This is a genomic window from Actinomycetes bacterium (genome assembly GCA_035506535.1).
Lineage (GTDB): Bacteria > Actinomycetota > Actinomycetes > DATJPE01 > DATJPE01 > DATJPE01.
This window is the reverse complement of the sequence record DATJPE010000005.1, coordinates 1-19827: the sequence shown is the minus strand read 5'-3', so window position 1 is coordinate 19827 and position 19827 is coordinate 1. Positions and strand designations below refer to the sequence as shown.

16 protein-coding genes are annotated in these 19827 nt (G+C 71.8%); 14 read left to right on the top strand and 2 right to left on the bottom strand.

The annotated features are described in order from the left end of the window. The first annotated feature begins 52 nt into the window (after positions 1–52). The 11 genes from VMI11_01030 (at position 53) to VMI11_00980 (ending at position 15578) form a co-directional block, all read left to right on the top strand. The gene (locus VMI11_01030) at positions 53–532 is read left to right on the top strand and encodes a cyclic nucleotide-binding domain-containing protein (protein ID HTY70990.1); all 480 of its coding nucleotides are present in this window, start codon (positions 53–55) and stop codon (positions 530–532) included. A 267-nt stretch (positions 533–799) separates the two neighbouring features. Further along, positions 800–2506 carry a dihydroxy-acid dehydratase gene (gene ilvD / locus VMI11_01025; GenBank protein HTY70989.1) on the top strand — a complete coding sequence of 569 codons (1707 nt, stop codon included), beginning with the start codon at positions 800–802 and terminating at the stop codon, positions 2504–2506. A 199-nt stretch (positions 2507–2705) separates the two neighbouring features. Beyond that, positions 2706–4445: an acetolactate synthase large subunit gene (locus tag VMI11_01020; protein HTY70988.1), complete on the top strand. Its 1740-nt coding sequence runs from the start codon at positions 2706–2708 to the stop codon at positions 4443–4445. Next, entirely contained in the window at positions 4445–5149 is a 705-nt protein-coding gene (locus VMI11_01015; GenBank protein HTY70987.1) for an aspartate/glutamate racemase family protein, read from the top strand. Before VMI11_01020 ends, VMI11_01015 begins: the two co-directional genes overlap by 1 nt. Next, a complete protein-coding gene (ilvN, locus tag VMI11_01010) occupies positions 5146–5667 on the top strand; it encodes an acetolactate synthase small subunit (GenBank protein HTY70986.1) in 522 nt (173 codons plus the stop codon). Before VMI11_01015 ends, ilvN begins: the two co-directional genes overlap by 4 nt. Before the next feature lie 94 nt (positions 5668–5761). Continuing rightward, entirely contained in the window at positions 5762–6790 is a 1029-nt protein-coding gene (ilvC, locus tag VMI11_01005) for a ketol-acid reductoisomerase (GenBank protein ID HTY70985.1), read from the top strand. A gap of 109 nt (positions 6791–6899) precedes the next feature. Continuing rightward, positions 6900–8489 (top strand): phosphoglycerate dehydrogenase, encoded by a 1590-nt coding sequence (gene serA / locus VMI11_01000; GenBank protein ID HTY70984.1) that lies wholly within the window; start codon positions 6900–6902, stop codon positions 8487–8489. A 166-nt stretch (positions 8490–8655) separates the two neighbouring features. Next, the gene (locus tag VMI11_00995; GenBank protein HTY70983.1) at positions 8656–12795 is read left to right on the top strand and encodes a S8 family serine peptidase; all 4140 of its coding nucleotides are present in this window, start codon (positions 8656–8658) and stop codon (positions 12793–12795) included. Positions 12796–12875: 80 nt separating this feature from the next. Then, positions 12876–13916 (top strand): 3-isopropylmalate dehydrogenase, encoded by a 1041-nt coding sequence (locus VMI11_00990; protein HTY70982.1) that lies wholly within the window; start codon positions 12876–12878, stop codon positions 13914–13916. Between the two features lie 44 nt (positions 13917–13960). Beyond that, positions 13961–15058, top strand: a complete 1098-nt coding sequence (locus VMI11_00985; protein ID HTY70981.1) for a branched-chain amino acid aminotransferase — start codon at positions 13961–13963, stop codon at positions 15056–15058. Between the two features lie 64 nt (positions 15059–15122). Then, entirely contained in the window at positions 15123–15578 is a 456-nt protein-coding gene (locus tag VMI11_00980) for a MarR family transcriptional regulator (protein ID HTY70980.1), read from the top strand. A 4-nt stretch (positions 15579–15582) separates the two neighbouring features. On the opposite strand, the gene VMI11_00975 is transcribed toward VMI11_00980, so the two are convergent. Further along, positions 15583–15741, bottom strand: a complete 159-nt coding sequence (locus VMI11_00975) for a hypothetical protein (protein HTY70979.1) — start codon at positions 15739–15741, stop codon at positions 15583–15585. A gap of 3 nt (positions 15742–15744) precedes the next feature. Beyond that, positions 15745–16752, bottom strand: a complete 1008-nt coding sequence (locus VMI11_00970) for a GDSL-type esterase/lipase family protein (protein ID HTY70978.1) — start codon at positions 16750–16752, stop codon at positions 15745–15747. Positions 16753–16936: 184 nt separating this feature from the next. On the opposite strand from VMI11_00970, the gene cimA reads away from it, so the two are divergent. The 3 genes from cimA to VMI11_00955 all read left to right on the top strand — a co-directional run. Further along, on the top strand, positions 16937–18535 hold the full coding sequence (gene cimA, locus VMI11_00965) for a citramalate synthase (protein ID HTY70977.1): 1599 nt from the start codon (positions 16937–16939) through the stop codon (positions 18533–18535). A gap of 5 nt (positions 18536–18540) precedes the next feature. After that, positions 18541–19314, top strand: a complete 774-nt coding sequence (locus VMI11_00960) for a fumarylacetoacetate hydrolase family protein (GenBank protein HTY70976.1) — start codon at positions 18541–18543, stop codon at positions 19312–19314. After that, positions 19307–19827 (top strand): glutamate--tRNA ligase family protein (locus VMI11_00955; protein ID HTY70975.1); only part of this gene is annotated, 521 nt, incomplete at its 3' end. The genes VMI11_00960 and VMI11_00955, both read left to right, overlap by 8 nt.

Genomic DNA, 19827 nt, shown 5'->3' with positions numbered 1-19827 from the left:
GGCGCGGGTCGTTTCGCCGCCGCGGAGGGAGCGGCGGAGTAGCCTCCGCGCCATGGCCAAGATCAGCGGGACGATGGCGCACGCCATGGTCGACCCTCAGACCGCCGCCCTGAACGCCGCGGACTGGACGGGAGTGCTGGCCGAGGTCCCCTTGTTCGCCGGCATGTCCACCCGGCACGTGCGCGGCGTCGCGAAGCTGGCCAAGATCCTGCGGCTGCCGGCGTACTCCCAGATCGTGCGGGAGGGGGAAGCGGCTGACGCGTTCTTCCTCATCCTCGACGGGGGAGCGGTGGTACGCCCGCCCGGGAAGCGGCCGGTCAAGCTCGGTGTCGGCGACTACTTCGGCGAGCTGGCCCTGCTCGTCGACGCCCCGCGCTCGGCCACCGTGGAGGCGCAGGGCGAGGTGCTGCTCGCCCGCATCGGGCGCCGCGACTTCCTGGCGATGCTGGAGAAGGAGCCCAAGGTCTGCCTCGTGCTGCTCAGGACGCTCGCCGAACGACTGCGCTCCAGCGAGTCCTCCGCCAAGCACTGACCCCGCGCGTCCCACCCGGAGACCGGTGCCAAGCGCTGGCCCCGCGCGTCCCGCCCGGACGTCCCGCCCGGTCTGTCGGGGCGTGACTGGTGCCCGGGGACGCCGGATTGCGCGGAATCGGGGCGTGACTGGTACCCGGGGACGCCGGATTGCGCGGAATCGGGGCCTGGGGGGTGCCCGGGGACGTCCGATTGCGCGGAATCGGGGCGTGGAGTGGGGGCTAGGCCGATCGGTCGCGGTGCGGCCGATCGGCCTAGAGTGCCGGGCATGAGCGAGCCCGCGTCCACGCCTGACCTCAAGCCCCGCAGCCGAGACGTGACCGACGGCCTCGAACGGGCCGGGGCCCGAGGGATGCTGCGCGCTCTCGGGCTCGGCGACGCCGACTTCGCCAAGCCGCAGATCGGGGTCGCCTCGTCCTGGAACGAGATCACTCCCTGCAACCTGTCGCTGGACCGGCTCGCCAAGGCGGCCAAGGAGGGCGTGCACGCTGGCGGTGGGTTCCCCCTGGAGTTCGGGACCATCTCGGTCTCGGACGGGATCTCCATGGGGCATGAGGGGATGCACTTCTCGCTGGTGTCCCGCGAGGTCATCGCGGACAGCGTGGAGACGGTCATGAACGCCGAGCGGCTCGACGGCGCCGTCCTGCTCGCCGGCTGTGACAAGTCGCTGCCGGGGATGCTCATGGCCGCGGCGCGCCTGGACCTCGCCGCCGTCTTCCTCTATGCCGGCTCGACGCTTCCCGGCATCGCGCGGATGCCCGACGGCACCGACCGCGAGGTCACGATCATCGACGCCTTCGAGGCGGTCGGCGCCTGCGCCCGCGGACTCATCCCACGCGAGGACGTCGACGCCATCGAGCGCGCGATCTGCCCGGGCGAGGGTGCGTGCGGGGGCATGTACACCGCCAACACGATGGCCTCGGCCGCCGAGGCCCTCGGGATGTCGATGCCCGGCTCGGCCGCTCCACCGTCGGTGGACCGACGTCGTGACGGCTTCGCGCGGGCCTCGGGCGAGGCCGTCGTCGACCTGCTGCGCCTTGGGATCACGGCCCGAACGGTGCTGACACGAGAGGCCTTCGAGAACGCGATCGCCGTCGTGATGGCGCTCGGCGGGTCGACCAATGCCGTCCTGCACCTGCTGGCGATCGCCCACGAGGCCGAGGTCGAGCTCTCCCTCGACGACTTCTCCCGCATCGGCGAGCGCGTTCCCCACCTGGCCGACGTCAAGCCGTTCGGGCGCTACGTCATGAGCGACGTCGACCGCGTCGGCGGCGTACCGGTGGTCATGAAGGCGCTGCTGGACGCCGGGCTGCTGCACGGTGACGCGCTCACGGTGACCGGGCGCAGCGTTGCGGAGAACCTCGAGAGCATCGCCCCGCCGGACCCGGACGGAGAGATCATCCGCGCGATGAGCCGGCCGATCCACGCGACTGGCGGGCTCACGATCCTGCGCGGATCCCTCGCCCCCGACGGCGCGGTGGTGAAGACCGCGGGGTTCGACCGCGAGGTCTTCGAGGGGCCGGTCCGCGTCTTCGAGCGCGAGCGGGCCGCGATGGACGCCCTCGAGAACGGTGCGATCCACCCCGGCGACGTCGTGGTGATCCGCTACGAGGGACCCAAGGGCGGGCCCGGCATGCGCGAGATGCTGGCCATCACCGCGGCGATCAAGGGCGCCGGCCTCGGCAAGGACGTCCTGCTGCTCACCGATGGACGCTTCTCCGGGGGCACCACCGGGCTGTGCATCGGTCACGTCGCGCCTGAGGCCGTCGACGGCGGGCCCATCGCGCTGGTGCGCGACGGGGACCTGGTCCGGGTGGACGTCACGCGACGCACCCTCGACCTGCTGGTCGACGACGGCGACCTGGTGAAGCGGCGCGTCGAATGGTCCCCGGTACCCCACGCCTACACGAGGGGAGTGCTCGCGAAGTACACCAAGCTCGTTGGCTCCGCCGCCTACGGCGCCGTCTGCGGCTGATCGTGTCCGCATCCTGAGAGCGGCATCTCGCCTGCTTGACGGTTCCGGGCCGGCAAGGGAGGCTTGTCGTGTGTCCATCGCGTCACTTCTCGTACGCCCGCAACGCGCCGGCTAGCACCACGCCGACGCGTGCCCCTCGTCCGCCCATCGGGCCGAGGGGTTTTTTCATGTCCCGCCCAACGACTTGCCCGAGGAAGCGATGAGCGAACAGGTCACCGGAGCGCAGAGCCTCGTCCGCTCGCTCGAGGCCGCCGGGGTCGAGGTGGTCTTCGGCATCCCGGGAGGAGCCATCCTCCCCGCCTACGACCCGCTGTTCGACTCCTCGGTCCGCCACATCCTCGTCCGCCACGAGCAGGGCGCGGGCCACGCCGCCGAGGGGTACGCGCTGGCGACCGGACGGGTCGGCGTCTGCATGGCGACGTCAGGCCCGGGGGCCACCAACCTGGTCACCCCCCTCGCCGACGCCCACATGGACTCGGTGCCCCTGGTCGCCATCACCGGCCAGGTGCCCAGCGCGGCGATCGGCAGCGACGCCTTCCAGGAGGCCGACATCCGCGGCATCACCATGCCGATCACCAAGCACAACTACCTCGTGACCGACCCGGCGGAGATCCCGCGCGTGGTCGCGGAGGCCTTCCACATCGCCGGGACCGGGCGCCCGGGGCCCGTGCTCGTCGACATCGCCAAGGACACTCTCCAGGCGACGACGAGCTTCCAGTGGCCGGAGTCGCTGGACCTGCCCGGATATCGTCCGGTCACGCACCCGCACGCCAAGCAGGTGCGCGAGGCGGCCCGGCTTCTCGTCGAGGCGAAGCGGCCGGTGCTCTACGTCGGTGGTGGCGTCCTTCGCGCGCGGGCGAGCGAGGAGCTGCGCGTGCTGGCCGAGCTGACCGGTATCCCCGTCGTGACGACGCTGACCGCCCGGGGCGCCTTCCCGGACAGCCACCCGCTCCACCTCGGGATGCCCGGCATGCACGGCACCGTGGCCGCGGTCACCGCACTGCAGAAGAGCGACGTGCTCGTCACCCTCGGCGCGCGCTTCGACGACCGGGTCACGGGACGGCTGGACTCCTTCGCGCCCGAGGCGCTCGTCATCCACGCCGACATCGACCCCGCGGAGATCTCCAAGAACCGCTTCGCGGACGTGCCCATCGTGGGCGACGCGAAGGAGGTCATCGCCGACCTCGTCCAGGCGCTGCACACCGAGCGAGCCGCCGGGCGGGTGGGTGACTACGCCGCCTGGCGGGAGCAGCTGGACCGCTGGCGCGAGACGTACCCGCTCGGCTACTCCGTCCCCGAAGGTGGCGAGCTGGCACCGCAGTACGTCATCGAGCGGCTGGGCGCGATCGCCGGCCCGGACGCGATCTACGTGGCCGGCGTCGGGCAGCACCAGATGTGGGCGGCGCAGTTCGTCCGGTACGAGCGTCCCGGGACCTGGCTCAACTCCGGCGGTCTCGGCACGATGGGCTACGCCGTCCCCGCCGCCATGGGCGCCAAGGTCGGGCGCCCCGACGCGACGGTGTGGGCCGTGGACGGCGACGGCTGCTTCCAGATGACCAACCAGGAGCTCGCCACCTGCGCGCTCAACGAGATCCCCATCAAGGTCGCGGTCATCAACAACTCCAGCCTCGGCATGGTGCGCCAGTGGCAGACGCTGTTCTACAACGGTCGCTACTCGAACACCGACCTGCACTCCCGGCGCATCCCCGACTTCGCGAAGCTCGCGGAGGCCTACGGCTGCGTCGGCCTTCGCTGTGACAAGGCGGAGGACGTCGACGCGACGATCGAGGCCGCCATGGCGGTCGACGACCGTCCCGTCGTCGTCGACTTCGGGGTCCACCAGGACGCGATGGTCTGGCCGATGGTCGCCGCCGGAACGAGCAACGACGACATCATGATCGCCCGCGACATGGCGCCTGACTGGGACCGGGAGGACTGATGCGTCGCATCGGTCTGATCGGTGGTACGTCCTGGGAGTCGAGCGCCCACTACTACCGAGCGCTGAACGAGGGCGTGCGCGATCGGCTGGGCGGGTTGCACTCGGCAGACCTCGTCCTGAGGTCCCTCGAGTTCGACGAGATCGCTGGGCTGCAGGCGGCCGGCGCATGGGAGGACCTCGGCGTCCGCTACGCGTCGGAGGCGCGGCTGCTCCGGGACGCCGGCGCGCAGCTGATCGGGATCGCCGCCAACACCATGCATCTCGTGGCCGACGAGGTCGCCGCCGCGTCGGGCTTGCCGGTGGTCCACATCGTCGACGCCTCGGGCGCGGTGCTGCGACGGCTCGAGGTGCGACGGGTGGGCCTGATCGGGACGGCGTACACCATGGAGTCCGACCTGTACCCGGCACGTCTCGAACGGCTGGGCATCGAGGTTCTCGTGCCTGACGCCGAGGACCGGGCGATGATCCACCGGGTCATCTACGAGGAGCTCACCCAAGGGATCGTCGAGGACTCCTCGCGCAAGGCGCACCTCGGCGTGATCGACCGGCTGGTCGACCGGGGAGCGCAGGCTGTGCTGCTGGGGTGCACCGAGCACACCATGCTGCTGGGATCGGAGGACGGCCCGGTGCCCCTCCTCGACACCACGGCGATCCACGTGGCCGCGCTGCTCGACGCGGCCCTCGACGAGGGAAGTGCCGCATGAGCCGTCACACGCTGTCCGTCCTCGTGGAGGACACGCCCGGGGTCCTGGCGCGGATCGCGTCCCTGTTCAGCCGGCGCAGCTTCAACATCGAGTCCCTCGCCGTCGGGCCGACCGAGCAAGCCGGCCTGTCGCGCATGACGATCGTCGTCAACGTCGAGGACAGTCCCCTGGAGCAGGTGACCAAGCAGCTCAACAAGCTCATCAACGTGCTGAAGATCGTGGAGCTGGACGGCGACTCCTCGGTGCAGCGAGAGCTGCTGCTCGTCAAGGTCCGCGCCGACGGCGCCGCACGCTCGCAGGTGCTCGAGCTGGTGGAGCTCTTCCGGGCGCATGTGGTCGACGTGGCGCCGGACAGCCTCGTCGTCGAGGCCGTGGGGGAGCAGGACAAGCTGGACGCGTTGCTGCGCGTCCTCGAGCCTTACGGCATCAAGGAGCTCGTGCAGTCGGGGGTCGTCGCGGTGTCTCGTGGCGGGCGCTCGATGACCGACCGTAGCCTGCGCGCCGAGCGCAGCGCATGACACCGACGTGACCCCGAGCGACCCGACCCGAGCACCCGACCCCGAGCAACCTGACCCGAACCCGACACCGGACCTGAGACTGAAGGAGCCCGTGGTGGCCGAGCTGTTCTACGACGACGACGCCGACCTGTCGATCATCCAGGGGCGCAGCGTCGCCGTCCTGGGCTACGGGAGCCAGGGGCACGCCCACTCACTGTCGCTTCGCGACTCGGGCGTGGACGTGCGGGTCGGCCTGCCCGAGGGCTCACGCAGCCGGGCCAAGGCCGAGGAGGAGGGGCTGCGCGTCGTCGACCCAGCCGCCGCCGTCGAGGAGTCCGACCTCATCATGGTCCTGGCGCCCGACCCCGCGCAGCGGCACCTGTACGCCGAGTCGATCGAGCCCAACCTCGTCGATGGCGACGCCATCTTCTTCGGCCACGGCTTCAACATCCGCTTCGGCTACATCAAGCCGCCGGCCGGGGTGGACGTGGCCATGGTCGCGCCCAAGGGCCCCGGCCACCTCGTCCGCAGGGAGTACGTCGCCGGTCGCGGGGTACCGGTCCTCGTCGCGGTCGAGCAGGACGCCACCGGCGGCGCGTGGCCGCTCGCGCTGTCCTACGCGAAGGCCATCGGAGGCCTGCGCGCCGGAGGGATCAGGACCACCTTCACCGAGGAGACCGAGACCGACCTCTTCGGCGAGCAGGCCGTCCTCTGCGGCGGGGCATCGGCGCTCGTCGAAGCGGGCTTCGAGACTCTCGTCGCAGCCGGCTACCAGCCCGAGGTGGCCTACTTCGAGTGCCTGCACGAGCTCAAGCTCATCGTGGACCTCATGTACGAGGGCGGGATCGCCAAGCAGCGCTGGTCGGTGTCGGACACCGCTGAGTACGGCGACTACGTCTCCGGCCCACGCATCATCGACGAGCACGTGCGGGAGAACATGCGCGCGGTCCTCGCGGACATCAAGAACGGGACCTTCGCGGCGCGGTTCATCGCCGACCAGGACGCCGGCGCACCGGAGTTCAAGGCGTTCCGGGCCGCGGCGGAGAAGCACCCCATCGAGGCGACCGGTCGCGAGCTGCGCAAGCTCATGTCGTGGGTGAAGACCGACGACACCGACTACGTCGAGGGCACCGCAGCCCGCTGAGCGCGGTTCGGGCGGTCCAGCAGGTGGACGCTCGTGAAGGTTTTCACAAGGAGGGTTAGGCTCGCCCTGCTCGTCCGTCGCCGCCCGTCCGTCGCCGAAGGGTCCTGCCGTGGCCAAGCCTGTCGTGCTCATCGCCGAGGAGCTGTCCCCCGCAACCGTCGAGGCCCTGGGTCCCGACTTCGAGATCCGCCACTGCGACGGGGCGGACCGCGCTCAGCTGCTGCCGGCCCTGGCCGATGTCGACGCGGTGCTCATCCGCTCCGCCACCCACATCGACGCCGAGGCGCTCGCGGCCGCCACGCGGCTGAAGGTGGTCGCCCGGGCAGGCGTCGGGCTCGACAACGTCGACGTACCTGCGGCGACCCAGGCCGGCGTCATGGTCGTCAACGCGCCCACCTCCAACATCGTCAGCGCGGCCGAGCTGGCCATCGCGCTGCTGCTGGCCAGCGCGCGCAACATCGCGCCCGCCAACGCCGCCCTGCGCGGCGGGGAGTGGAAGCGGTCGAAGTACACCGGCGTGGAGCTGGCGGACAAGGTCGTGGGCGTGGTGGGCCTGGGTCGCATCGGCCAGCTCGTCGCCCAGCGGCTCAGCGCCTTCGGCGTGCAGCTCATCGCCTACGACCCCTACGTCCAGCCGGCGCGCGCGGCGCAGATGAACATCCGGCTGGTCTCCCTGGACGAGCTGCTCGAGAGCGCGGACTTCATCACCGTGCACCTGCCCAAGAACAAGGAGACCCTCGGCCTCATCGGCGAGGAGGCGCTGCGCAAGGTCAAGCCCACGGTGCGCATCATCAACGCGGCCCGCGGCGGGATTGTCGACGAGGAGGCCCTCGCGACGGCCATCGCCGACGGCAGGGTCGCCGGCGCGGGGATCGACGTGTTCGCCAAGGAGCCGTGCACGGACTCCCCGCTCTTCGCCTTCGAGCAGGTCGTGGTGACGCCGCACCTGGGTGCGTCCACGGACGAGGCCCAGGAGAAGGCCGGCATCGCGGTCGCGCGCTCGGTACGTCTGGCGCTGGCCGGCGAGCTCGTCCCGGACGCCGTGAACGTCCAGGGCGGGGCGATCGCCGAGGACGTGCGCCCCGCACTGCCCCTGACCGAGAAGCTGGGCCGCATCCTGACCGCGCTCGCCGGCGAGCTGCCCGCCACGCTCACCGTCGAGGTGCTCGGGGAGATCGTCGCGAACGACGTCTCGGTGCTCGAGCTGTCGGCGCTCAAGGGCGTCTTCACCGACGTGGTCGAGGACGCCGTCTCCTATGTCAACGCCCCTCTGTTCGCCAAGGAGCGTGGCCTCGAGGTCTCGCTGGTGACCGACCCCGACAGCGTCGACCACCGCAACCTGGTGAGCGTGCGAGGGACGCTCGCCGACGGGGGCGTGGTCTCGGTCAGCGGCACGCTGGTGGGGCGCCGCCAGATCGAGAAGGTGGTCGAGGTCAACGGCTACGACGTCGACCTCGGGCTCGCGGCCCATCTCGCGTTCCTCCGCTACGAGGACCGGCCCGGCATGGTCGGTCGGGTCGGGCGGATCCTCGGAGACGCCGGCGTCAACATCGCGGGCATGCAGGTGGCCCGCGACGCCAAGGGCGGCCACGCGCTGGTCGCGCTGACCGTCGACTCCGCCATCCCGCCGGCCGTCCTGGACGCGATCGCGTCCGAGGTGGGGGCCGAGTACGCGCGTCTGGTCGACCTCGAGGGCTGACGCCCGCTTCGTGACGAAAGTGAGACCAGCGGCCACGGCCGGGGTTCTTGCGGTGATACCCGGGTCAGACGCTAGGGTCGGCGGGCAGCACGGGGACGACCGGGACGATTGACGCTTGGGCGCTGTCTCCTCGCCACCCCAACCCGCCCGGACGCCAGGAGATCTCGTGACGCACGCCCCCCGCGCCCGCCGCCCGTTCGCCGCGCGCGCGACCGCCATCGCCGCCGCCGCCATCCTCCTGCCCCTGGGCGTCGGCGGCGCCGCCGCTGCCGCATCGGGGGCGACTGCGGCGAAACCGCGGCCGAACCAGCACGATCGCCTGCTCCACACGCCGACGGCGGGCTCGATCCGCTCGCTCGCGGGACTGCCCGCCAGCGGCCGGGTCGCGGTCATGCTCCAGCTCGACGCGAAGCCGGCGGCCCAGGCGTACTCGTCAGCCCTGCACCTGGGGCTGCACGCCGCCGGGACCGCCAGCCGGCTGGCCACCGCGCGTGTCCGCACCCAGCAGCACCAGGTCGAGGCGACGTTCAGCAGGCCCGCCACGAGGGCGACGACGCTGTTCCAGGTCCACGCCCTCTACGCGGGCGTCGCCGTGGTCACCGACGCGAGCCGCCTGGCTGCCCTGGCGGCCCTGCCGAACGTGAAGGCCATCCACGTGCTCACCCCGAAGAGCATCGACAACGCGAACACGGTCCCCCTGACCGCGGCGCCGCAGGCGTGGGAGTCCGGGGCGTCCGGGACCGGCAAGGGCGTGACCATCGGGATCATCGACAGCGGCATCGACTACACCCACGCCGACTTCGGCGGGCCCGGAACCGTGGCCGCCTACAACGCGGCGCGCGCCGCTTCGGCCGCCGAGCCCACCTATCCCGACCCGGCCAAGGTCGCGGGCGGCTACGACTTCGCCGGTGACGCCTACGACGCCGCCGCCCCGCTGGGCAACCCCGCGCTGATCCCGCACCCGGACGACAACCCCCTGGACTGCGACGGGCACGGAACCCACGTCGCCGGTACGGCCGCGGGGTACGGCGTCGCGGCCGACGGGTCCACGTTCCACGGTCCGTACGACACCTCGACGCCGTTCTCCTCCCTCAAGATCGGACCGGGCATGGCGCCGGGGGCGAAGCTCTTCGCCCTCAAGGTCTTCGGCTGCAAGGGTGACACCGACCTGATCTCAGAGGCGCTCGACTGGGCCGCCGACCCCAACGGCGACGGTGACCTGAACGACCACCTCGACGTCGTCAACATGTCCCTCGGCTCCGATTTCGCCTCGCCAGAGGACCCCGACTCGGTGGCCACGAACAACGCGGTCCTCGCCGGTATCACCGTCGCCGCAGCGATCGGCAACGCCGGGGACGCCTTCGAGGTCGGCGGCTCCCCGGGGAACGCCTCGCGCGCCATCGCCGTGGCCGCCTCGGACGACAACACCGACACGTGGGACGGCGTCGCCGCCAAGTTCGACGGGACGGACGCCCCCGGCAGCCCCTTCCCGGGTGAGCTCTCGACCTCCTACGACTGGACCAACAAGCCGGGCGTCACAGACGCGCCGCTCGCGGAGATCTCCAGCGATTGGACCGACGCGGACGTCGCCACGACCAACGCCGACGGGTGCGACCCGCTGACCAGCGCCCAGGCGGCCAAGGTCGCGGGCAAGGTCGCCTTCCTGTACTGGACGGACAACGACGTCAACCGTCGCTGCGGCTCGGCCGCCCGCTCCGCCAACGTCCGGGCCGCCGGCGCGATCGGCGCCCTGTTCGGCGACGACAGCAACCGCTTCGCCGCGGGGATCGTCGGCGACTCGATCATCCCGGTCATGATCACCTCGAAGGACGCGCGCGACGAGATCCAGACCGCGCTGAACGGCAGCCACGCAGTGACCGTGACTCTCACGGGGGCCCTGCGGCTGGCCGTCAAGAACGTCCTGACCGGCGCCGAGGACCCGACCGACGCGATCGTCGGCTTCTCCTCCCGCGGCATCACCCAGTCGGACAACGTCAAGCCGGACGTCTCAGCGCCCGGCAACAGCATCGTCTCGGCGGCGTTCGGCACCGGTGCTGGGGGCGCTGTCGAGAGCGGGACGTCGATGGCGACGCCACACGTCGCCGGCGAGGCGGCCCTGGTCATCGCGGCCCATCCCGACTGGCGGCCCGAGCAGGTCAAGGCCGCGATCATGGACACGGCGACCCACCATGTGTACCCGCTGCCGGCGCACGGCGGCGCGGCGCTCGGCGTCCTGCGGGCGGGCGCCGGCCGCATCGACGCGCAGGCCGCCGTCGACACCGACTCCCTCGCCTACGTCGTGAACGACCCGGGCGTGGTGAGCGTCACCTTCGGCACCCTCGACGCCACGGGCGACCTGACCCGCACCAAGCAGGTACGCATCGAGAACGACGGCGCGAGCAGCAACACCTACACCCTGTCCGTGGAGGACGTGGACACCCTGCCCGGAGCGAGCTTCTCGGTCTCCCCGTCCTCGGTGACCCTTCCCGCCGACACCAGCCGCGAGGTCACCGTCACGCTGACCGTCGACGCCGCGGCGCTGACGCACAAGCCCGACCCCTCCCTCGACCTCGACCCGCTCGGCACCGGCGGCGTCCTCGACCGGGACTGGGCGTCCTACGCCAGCGCCCGCCTGGTCGTGAACCCGACGAGCGGCGACACGCTCAACGTGCCGCTGTACGCCGCGCCGCGCCCGGCGTCGGCCATGCACGCCGCGGGGACGCCGGCCCTGAGCGGCTCCGGGCACATCGCGGCCGGCACCCTCACCCTGGCCGGCACCGGCCTCGCCCAGGGCAGCGGTGTCGCGGCCGAGCAGTCGACGGTCTCCGCCTTCGAGCTCCAGGGCGTCAGCCCGCGGATGCCGGACTGCGGCAGCGACGGTTCGCTGTCCCTGCTCATCGGGTGCATCCCCTACGAGGACGTCCGCTCCGCGGACCTGCGCTACGTCGGCGCGGCGACCGACGCCCCCGCGGTGATCAGCGCGGGCGGCAACCCCTTCCAGAACCCGGCGACGCTGGGGAGCAACCCGCCCGCGTACCTCTACTTCGCCGTGACGGCGTACGCGCCGTGGCGCACGGCCCAGGGTCTGCAGGAGTACGACGTCCTCATCGACACCGACGGCGACGGCCAGCCCGACCTGGTCGTCTTCAACGACCGCGTGACCACCTCCGCCGGGGACCCCGTGGACGTCTTCTTGTCGACCACCGTCAGCCTGCGCGACGGGGACGGGCAGGCGATCGTCGACCAGGAGCTGCTCAACGCGGCCCCCGGGGAGTTCGACACCCGCAAGATCGGCAGCGACGCGATGGTGCTTCCGGTCGAGATCAACGAGCTCGCGCACCCGGTGGACCCGGGGACAGGCGACCCGATCCTCGACGAGAACGGCAAGCCGCTGAAGCCCTTCCTCACCGCTGCCCACCCGAGGTTCAGCTACTCGGTGGAGAGCTTCAACGAGGAGATCGGGCTGGCCGACGTCGCCGGCGAGGAGAGCGTGTCGGACCTGCTCGACCCGAACGCCCCGCTGGTCTCCCCGTTCTCCTTCGACCCGACCCACCCGGGGCTCGCCGCCACGTCCGCCGGCGAGCCGGTGCTGGCTGACGACTCACCCGGCGCGACGCTGTCGGTGCGGCTGGACCGGGCCACCGTCGGGATCGACGGCGGCCGCGGCCTGCTGCTCATCCACCACCTGAACGCGACCGGGTCCCGAGCCGAGGTCGTGGGGATAACCCCGGACGCGTCGAGGACCTCGCTCGCCCTCAGCACGTCGCGCGCGGGGTACTGGTCAACCAAGCGTGCGACGGCGACGGTCAGTATCGTCGGGAACCCAACGCACCCGAGTGGCGGGACGGTGCAGTTCAAGAGCGGTTCCACCCTGATCGCGACCGGAACCCTGGTGAACGGCAAGGTCACGGTGACCTTGCCGAGGCTGCACATCCGGACGCACCACATCACCGCGACCCTGGTGGCGTCGGCGGCCCTGTCGGGCAGCACCTCGACGGCCAGGACCCTGGTCGTCACGAAGTCGGCGTCCAAGGTCTCCCTGACCGCGCCGGCCACCGTTTCCCATCGCGCGCACGCCGAGGCGCGGGTAAAGGTCAGCGTCCCGGGGAGCCTGCACCACCCGACCGGCACGGTGACGGTCTACGACGGCACGTCGGCGATCGCGCACGGCACGCTGCGGAAGGGCGCCCTCACGCTCACCCTGCCCCACCTGGCCAAGGGGACGCACACCCTCGTCGTCCGTTACGCGGGGGACAGCACGGTGGCTGCGGGCACCTCATCGGAGGTGACGGTCCGCTCGACGTGACCGCACCCGGACGAGCGTCCGGGATGCGGAACACAAGGGCCGAGGAGTGAGACGGGTCCTACGCTGGACGGATGGACTCGATGAGACTCGCGGTCATCCCCGGCGACGGAATCGGCCACGAGGTCGTCGCCGAGGGTCTCAAGGTGCTCGAGGCCGCCACGGCCGGCGCCGGCGTGAAGGTGGAGACGACCGAGTACGACCTCGGCGCGCGTCGCTGGCACGCCACCGGTGAGGCCCTGCCCGACTCGGTCCTGGCCGAGCTGGGCGAGCACGACGCCATCCTCCTCGGTGCCGTCGGCGACCCGAGCGTCCCACCCGGTGTCCTGGAGCGCGGCCTGCTGCTCCGGCTGCGGTTCGCGCTGGACCACCACGTGAACCTGCGCCCGGTGCGGCTGTACCCGGGCGTCGTCTCGCCGGTCAGCGCGGCCACGCCCGAGACCCTCGACATGATCGTCGTCCGGGAGGGCACCGAGGGGCCGTACGCGGGAGCCGGCGGCAACCTCAGGCACGGCACGGTGCACGAGGTGGCCACCGAGGAGAGCCTCAACACCGCCTACGGCGTCGAGCGTGTCGTCCGTGACGCCTTTCGCCGTGCCGCCGCGCGCCCGCGCCGCAAGCTCACCCTCGTCCACAAGACCAACGTGCTCGTCCACGCGGGCGGTCTGTGGCAGCGCACGGTCGACCTGGTTGCGAGCGACTTCCCCGACGTGAGCGTGGACTACTGCCACGTCGACGCCGCCTCGATGTTCTTCGTCAGCGACCCGGGACGCTTCGACGTCGTTGTCACGGACAACCTGTTCGGCGACATCCTCACCGACCTCGGCGCGGCCGTCGCCGGGGGGATCGGCCTCGCGGCGAGCGGCAACCTCGATGTCAGCCGCGCCCACCCGAGCATGTTCGAACCCGTTCACGGGTCCGCACCGGACATCGCCGGCCAGGGGCTGGCGGACCCGACCGCGACCGTGCTCTCGGTGGCGATGCTCTTGGACCACCTCGGCCACGCCGAGGCGGCGCAGCGCGTCGAGGCGGCGGTGGCCGCCGACCTGCTGGCCCGTACGTCGCTGCCGCGTCGCTCCACCTCGCAGATCGGCGACGCCCTCGCAGCGGCCGTGGCCCGCTGAGCGTGTAACGTCCGAGCGCGGACTCGACACCGAGGAGTCATGCCATGACGAGCATCGCCCTGAAGCCCACGAGCACCCCGCTGGCGGCCGCCGAGCGGGAGGCGATTCTGGCCGACCCCGGCTTCGGACGGCACTTCACCGACCACATGGTCACCGTCGCGTGGTCGGAGGGGAGGGGATGGCACGACGCGCAGCTCGTCCCGTACGCGCCGATCTCCCTCGATCCCGCCGCGATGGTGCTGCACTACGGTCAGGCGATCTTCGAGGGGCTCAAGGCCTATCGGCAGCCCGACGGCTCGATCGCGACGTTCCGACCGCGCGCCAACGCCAAGCGCTTCCAGCGCAGCGCTCGACGCCTGGCCATGCCCGAGCTGCCCGAGGAGCTCTTCGTCGCCTCGATCGAGGCGCTCGTGTGGCAGGACCGCGACTGGGTGCCGTCAGGGGCCGAGCGCAGCCTCTACCTGCGCCCCTACCTGTTCTCGACCGAGGTCGGGCTCGGGGTCCGTCCCGCGAACTCCTACCTGTACGTGCTCATCGCGTCCCCGGCCGGGCCGTACTTCCCCCGCGGCCTGAAGCCGGTCACGGTCTGGCTGTGCGAGGACTTCACGCGCGCCGCGCCGGGCGGCACCGGCGAGGCCAAGTGCGCCGGCAACTACGCGGGCTCCCTCGTGGCCCAGGCGCAGGCAGCGGCCCAGGGTTGCGACCAGGTGGTGTGGCTCGACGCGCACGAGCACCGCTTCGTCGAGGAGATGGGTGGCATGAACATCTTCTTCGTCGAGGGATCCGGGTCCGATGTCACCCTGGTCACCCCGCAGCTCAACGGGGCGCTGCTGCCCGGGGTCACCCGTGACTCACTGCTGCACCTGGCCCGCGACCTCGGTTACGCGAGCGAGGAGCGGCTCATCTCCACCCAGGAGTGGGAGGAGGGCAACGCCTCGGGGGCCATCAGCGAGGTCTTCGCCTGCGGCACCGCGGCCGTGGTCACCCCGATCGCCGGCGTCAAGGCGGCCGGTCGCCAGTGGAGCGTCGGTGACGGGGAGCCGGGTCCGGTCACCCAGCGCGTGCGTGCCGCGTTGCTGGACATCCAGACCGGCGCGGCCCCCGACCCCTACGGGTGGATGCACCGCATCGTCGACGCGTGACAGTCAATCTTCTGGACTGTCAATGTCCTTGACTTCATTTCGGGTGGCGGCGCAGGCTGCCGCCATGAGTGATGACGTCGACCCCGACGAGGTCGTGATCCCGGCCCTGCTCCGCGCCGCCCGCAACGCCTACGCGCTGGCGGTCCGGCGCGCGCTGGCCGCGGCGGACATCCACGACATGCCGCGCAACGGCCCGTACGTCCTGGGGGGCCTGGCCAACCACGGCGCGACGCTGGCGACGCTCATCAACGACCTGCAGGTGACCAAGCAGGCCGCCAGCCAACTCATCGACACCCTGGTGCTGCGGGGCTACCTCGACCGGCACGTCGACGCCGAGGATCGCCGCCGGCTGGCCGTGACACTCACCGAACGAGGCCTGGCAGCGGCCGAGGAGGTCCAGCGGGCGGTGCGGTCCGTCGATTCCGAGCTCGCGGCGATGATCACCACCGAGAAGCTCGCCGTCATGCGCGAGGGGCTGTTCGCCCTCGCCGGGATCGGCTTCCGGCTCCGCGGCGAGTAGCCGGTCAGCCTCGCTGCCAGCCAGTCACGACGTCCGCCAGCCCGTCGGGGTCTGTCGTCGTGATGACCAGGCGCGCGTCGCGCTCCTCCTCCACCTCCTCCACCAGGCCGAGGGCGACGAGGACCGGGAGCGCCGGTCGGAGCCGCCGGATGGCAGTGCGCACTGCTCACGTCGCCGACGGGGTCGGTGTCGGGCTCGAGGGAGCCGGAGGCAGCGCCGGAGGGCTCGACGCCGATGCCGGTTCCCTCGAGGGGCTCGACGGCGGGGTCCGGGTGCCGGGCGAGGAGCTCGTCGAGCGTGCCGGGGCCACGGACGCGTGTGACGTCCGTGGGGACGGCGTCGCGACATTGGTCGGGGTGCTCGCAGCCGTGCTCGTGGTCCCCGAACCGGGCCCCGGTGCGGTGAACGCCGAGGCGGGAAGGACCTGCTTGCTCGCCCGTGGTGCGGAGGCATCGAACGGCGAGCAGGCGAGCGCCGCCGCGGCGAAGGCCTCGGCACGCGCCTGCGCGCCCGCCGGCCGCGGGTGGATCCCGTCGCCGCCGAGCCACTCCGGGTGCGCCGCCACCATCGACGTCCAGTGCAGCACGTGCAGGTTCGGGCGGGTCGAGGCCAGCCGCTCGATCACCGCGTTGATCGCCGCGGCTCCGCCCCCCACCCAGTCGGGCCGGACGACGTCGGACCACACGACACACCGGTGCGGACCAAGGTAGGTGAGGATCTCCTCGGCCGCCCGGGCGAAGGACGCGGGGTCGAGGTCGTTCGTGCCGAGGCTCACCAGGACGAGCGGCGGCACCTTCGGAAGGGACCGCAGCGCGGCGTAGGTGGCAGGGGTGGCCCGGCCGACGACCGCGGCGTAGGAGACGTAGCGGTCGGGCAGCAGGTCGGCCAGCCACGGGTAGACGTCGAGGGCCAGGGAGTCGCCGAGCACGAGCGTGCTCGCCCCCGGGCGAAGCGGGCTCGACGTGGACGCCGCCGCGGCGGTGAGCGGCTGCGCATCGAAGGACCCCGCCGGGGTCGTCGTCGACGCGGAGGTACCGGGTGCCGGCAGGCCGGATGGAGCCGGCTGCGCCTGCGCGGACGGAGAGGAGCGCAGTGCCCAGGCGGCCGTGCCCCCGCCGAGGAGGACCAGGAGCGCCGCGGCGGACGCGCGGAGTACGACGCCCCGCCTGTCCACGCCGCTGATCGTATGCGAGACTGCTTCCGTGCCGTCCCGCCGAATTAGCCGGCCGCGCACTGGTTGAGCTCTCCTCGAGCCGCCCGTGCGCCGACCTCTCGCGTCCCGCGAGAGGTCGTTTTCTTTGCCCGCCGCCCGCCCGTGACCATCTGCCCGCGACCGCCCGGACCTGACGAGGACACCGATGACCGACGACGCGTTCCACGTGTACGACACCACCTTGCGTGACGGCGCGCAGCGTGAGGGGATCACGTACTCGGTGGCCGACAAGCTCGCCGTCGCTCGCCTGCTCGACTCCTTCGGGGTCGGCTTCGTGGAGGGCGGCTGGCCGGGCGCCTTGCCGAAGGACACCGAGTTCTTCCACCGGGCAGTGGAGGAGAACGTCTTGCAGCACGCGCAGCTCGTGGCGTTCGGATCGACGCGGCGAGCGGGAGTCGATGCCGCAGACGACCCCCAGGTGCTCGCGCTGCTGGAGTCCAAGGCTCCCGTGGTGTGCCTGGTCGCCAAGTCCGACGTGCGCCACGTCACGGAGGCGTTGCGTACGACCTACGACGAGAACCTGGCCATGGTGGGAGACACCGTCGCGCTGCTCGTCGGGGAGGGCCGCCGCGTGTTCGTGGACTGCGAGCACTTCTTCGACGGCTACCGGCACGACCCCGATTACGGCGTGACCCTGCTGCAGACGGCCGCATCGGCAGGCGCCGACGTCGCTGTGCTCTGCGACACCAACGGCGGCATGCTTCCCTCGCAGGTCGGGCGCGTCGTGGCGGACGTCCTCGCGCGCAGCGGCGTACGGCTCGGCATCCACTGCCAGGACGACACCGGATGCGCGGTCGCCAACACCATCGCCGCGGTCGAGGCCGGTGCGACCCATGTGCAGTGCACGGCCAACGGATACGGCGAGCGGACGGGTAACGCCGACCTGTTCGCGGTGGTGGCCAACCTCGAGCTGAAGATGGGCATGAAGGTCCTCCCTGACGGCCGCCTCGCGGAGGCGGTCCGGGTCTCCCACGCCATCGCCGAGATCGCCAACTTGGTGCCCGACACCCATCAGCCCTACGTCGGGGTCTCCTCCTTCGCCCACAAGGCCGGGCTGCACGCGAGCGCGCTGAAGGTCTCGGCCGACCTGTACAACCACGTCGACGCCTCGGCCGTCGGCAACGACATGCGTGTCCTCGTGACGGAGATGGCCGGCCGGGCGTCCGTCGAGCTCAAGGGCCGTGAGCTCGGTTACGACCTCAGCGGTGACCGCGAGGCCGTGGGGCGGGTGGTCGAGCGGGTCAAGGGTCTCGAGGCCCAGGGCTGGACCTTCGAGGCGGCCGACGCCAGCTTCGAGCTGTTGCTGCTCGCCGAGACCGAACAGGGACGGGCCCGGCCCTTCGTCGTCGAGTCGTGGCGCACGATCGTGGAGCAGCGGCCGGACGGTGAGGTCGTGTCCGAGGCGACCGTGAAGCTGCGCGCGGGTGCGGGCGGCGAGCGGGTGATCAGTACGCGGGAGGGCAACGGCCCGGTGAACGCGCTCGACAACGCGTTGCGCGCCGCCCTCGTGTCGGCGTACCCGCGCCTCGAGGCCCTCGAGCTCGTCGACTACAAGGTCCGCATCCTCGAGGGCAAGCAGGGCACCGGCGCCGTCACCCGCGTCCTCATCGACACGAGCGACGGGGAGCGGGAGTGGACGACCGTCGGCGTCCACGAGAACGTGATCGCGGCATCCTGGCTGGCGCTCGAGGACGCCGTCGAGTACGGGCTGCTGCGGCCGTCGGCCACCCCGCCGGTAGCCTGACCGCCGTGCGGATCGCCCGGATCAGCCTCGACGGCACCCCGGCCTTCGGGCTCGTCGAGGGGGCACCCGGCAGCGAGACGGTCACGGTGCTGGCCGGTCATCCCTTCGGGGTCATCGAGCGGACCGAGCGCACCGTCGACCTCGCCGACGTCCGCCTCCTCGCGCCGGTCCTGCCGAGCAAGGTCGTCGGCGTCGGGCGCAACTACGCCGAGCACGTACGCGAGATGGGCGGGGAGATCCCGGACGAGCCGGTGCTGTTCCTGAAGCCGTCCACGTCAGTCATCGGGCCGGGGGACCCGATTCCCTACCCGATGCTCTCCCACGAGGTGCACCACGAGGGCGAGCTGGCCGTGGTGATCGGCCGCCTCATCCGTGAGGTCCCGATCCAGCGTGCGTTCGAGGCGGTGCTCGGCTACACCTGCGGCAACGACGTCACCGCTCGGGACCTCCAGCGAAGCGACGCCCAGTGGACCCGGGCCAAGGGCTTCGACGGCTTCTGCCCGCTCGGCCCGTGGATCGAGACCGAGCTCGACCCCTCCGACGTGGCCCTGACGTGCAGCGTGAACGGCGAGCTGCGCCAGTCGTCAAGAACCAGTCTCCTCATGCGCGGCGTCGCCGAGCTGGTGGCCTTCGTCTCAGCGGTGATGACCCTGCTGCCCGGCGATGTGATCCTGACCGGGACACCGGCGGGAGTGGGTCCGCTCCACGTCGGGGACACGGTCAGCGTGGAGGTCGAGGGGATCGGCACGCTGCGCAACCCGGTGGTGGGCGATGACTGAGGCTCGACCGCCCCGAGACGGGGTCCGCCTGCGCGTCGCGCCCTCCCCGACGGGCGACCCGCACGTCGGGACGGCGTACATGTCGCTGTTCAACCTCGCTTTCGTCCGCCAGCAGGGCGGGGCGTTCGTGCTGCGCATCGAGGACACCGACCGGGCCCGCTACGTCGCCGACAGCGAGGCCCAGGTCTTCGACATGCTTCGCTGGCTCGGGTTCGACTGGGACGAGGGGCCGGACGTCGGCGGGCCGGTGGGGCCGTACCGCCAGTCCGAGCGCCTGGACGTCTACCCCGGCTACGCGCAGCGCCTGCTCGACTCGGGACACGCCTATCACTGCTGGTGCAGCACCGAACGGCTCACGCGGATGCGTGAGGAGCAGCAGCGTGCGAAGCTCCCGACCGGCTATGACCGGCTCTGCCTCGGCCGAACGCGCGACGAGCGCGCGGCCCTGCCCGGCTTCAGCGAGACTCCGGTCCTGCGCATGCTGGTTCCCGACGACGTCGACGTGGTCTTCGA